This is a genomic window from Micromonospora sp. KC721, assembly GCF_004348355.1.
Lineage (GTDB): Bacteria > Actinomycetota > Actinomycetes > Mycobacteriales > Micromonosporaceae > Micromonospora.
Window position 1 is genome coordinate 1 of sequence record NZ_SMJY01000365.1, and the last position, 2,107, is coordinate 2,107.

Annotated in this window: 1 protein-coding gene and 1 pseudogene; one reads left to right on the forward strand and one right to left on the reverse strand. The window is 76.8% G+C overall.

Translation table 11 applies throughout. The features are described 5' to 3' along the window. Positions 1-879 (forward strand): annotated as a pseudogene (locus E1182_RS31460) (hypothetical protein); the annotation flags it as partial. 18 nt (positions 880-897) lie between these two features. Here the strand turns inward: E1182_RS31460 and coaE are convergent. After that, complete coding sequence (coaE, locus tag E1182_RS30335) at positions 898-2,079, reverse strand: dephospho-CoA kinase (RefSeq protein WP_132271160.1); 1,182 nt, start codon at positions 2,077-2,079, stop codon at positions 898-900. Between the last annotated feature and the right edge of the window lie 28 nt (positions 2,080-2,107).

Genomic DNA, 2,107 nt, shown 5'->3' on the forward strand with positions numbered 1-2,107 from the left:
GCCCCGGCCGGGTCCGGCCCGGCCACCGACCCACCCGTCCCGTCGACGGCCAGGGACGGCGACCCGCGCTGGTGGATCGACCGCGACTCCCGGCTACGCCGATGGGAGGGACGGCTACCGGACCGAACGCCGGTCACCGTCGAGCTCGACCACCTCGACCGGCCGGCATTCTGGCCCGTCGACGCGCTCGGTGGCCGTCCCGGGCTGCCCCGACCGCTGTTCGACCCGGAGGCCGAACGCCTGGCCCGGGTGCCCGCCCGGTTACGGGCCGAGGCCGGTGCCGCCGTCACCGTGACCGCGCCCCTCGGCACCGCCGCCAACCTGCGCGGCTCGGGCTGGCTGAGTTGGACCGGCCGGGCGGCGTACCTGTCGGTGGCCGAACTGGACACCCTCGGCCGGCACACCCTGCTGCACCGCCACCCCGGCGGCTTCGCCCGGATCGAGGTGCCGGTCGGACCGGGCGCGGGCGGTGTCACCGCACCCGCCGCTCCGCCGCTGCCGCCCCCGCCCGACACCGGCTGGCGGCGCAGCGTACGCCCCACCGACGACCTGGACCTGCTGGTGGACGCGGCGCTGCGAGCCGCCGCGGCGCCGGTCCGGCCCGGCACCGCGGTGTGGCTGCGGGTCGACCAGGTCGGCGGGCGGGTGGTGGACGTCGTCGAGCTACGCGAACAAGGGCTACGTCTGCGGTACTGGCTGGACCGGACGGGACTGCCACGCCGGCTGGAGCTGCGCGGCGGCACCAACGCCTGGGCGCAGCTCGATCTCACCCCGGGCGTCGTGCCCGCCGGGGTCGTGCCACCGCGCCCCGCGGCCCCGGGCACCCGCCCGGGAGCCGGCGACGCCTCCCGTCCCGGCGCACCGGTCCGAGGCCGGTGATCCGGTGACCGTCACCGGTCAGGGTCGCCAACCGGTGCGGGTGGCCCACTCCTCGGCGCGTGGGCGCGCCTCGTCGAACCAGCGGCCCTTCGCCGTGGCGTACTCGCCGTCCTCCGGGGCCCTCCCCGCCCGGTCCCGCTTGAGCAGCAGGTAGGCCGCCCGCTGGTCGGGGTCGGCGCGCAGGTGGTCACGGGTCAGCAGAGCGTGCCGCCAGCCGGGCGAGCCGGCCACCCGCAGGTACAGGCTGGCCGGTCGGCCCGGGTCGGCACTGCCGTGCAGCCGTTCCTCCCACCGCCCGTCGCCGCCCGGCCCGGGGGTGTTCCGCTTGTCAGGCGGTATCCGGGGGAAGCCGGCCTCGGCGAGCCGGTCGGCGAGTGGCCCGTCCGCCTCTGCCAGGGAATCCACGGTGAGCTGGATGTCGATCACATCACGGGCGGCGAGGCCGGGCACGGCGGTCGAACCGATATGGTCCAGCCGGGGGTTCGCCGGGGCGGCGGCGTGCCGGATCCGGGCCGCCAGCCGCGCGTACTGCTCTGCCCAGGTCGGGTTCGGCCCGATGAGCACCACCCGGTCGGGGCGCACGGCGCAGCGCTGCCGTACGTTGCGCTCGTAGGGCAGCAGCCGGTCCCACCACAGGTGGTCCACCGCCACGTGCAGGTCGTCGACCGTACCGTCGTTGGGCAGTACCACGTCGGCCACCGCCCGACGCCGGTCGTCGTCGGCCTGGGCCGCGATGCGCCGCCCGGCCTCCGCCGGCGCCATGCCCCGGCCGCGCGCCAACCGCTCCAGTCGGGTCGCCACCGCCGCCTGCACCACCACCACCAGGTGGTACGTCGGGGCGAGCCCCACCTCCACGAGCAACGGAACATCGTTGACCACCACCGCGTCCCGCGGCGCGGCGGCGATCAGCTCGGCGGTACGGGCGCGGACCCTCGGGTGGGTGATCGCCTCCAGCCGGCGTCGTGCGGTCTCGTCACCGAAGACCACCGCGCCCAGCGCCGCGCGGTCCAGCGCACCCCGGGCGTCCAGCACCCGATCCGAGAAGGCGGCGACGATCTCGGCAAGCCCCTCGGTGCCGGGCGCGACCACCTCACGGGCGATCCGGTCGGCGTCGACGACCAGCGCGCCCCGCTCGGCCAGGCGGGCCGCCACCGCACTCTTGCCGGAGCCGATCCCACCGGTCAGTCCCACCTTCAGCACCGCACCAGTACACCGGATCGTCCCGCAC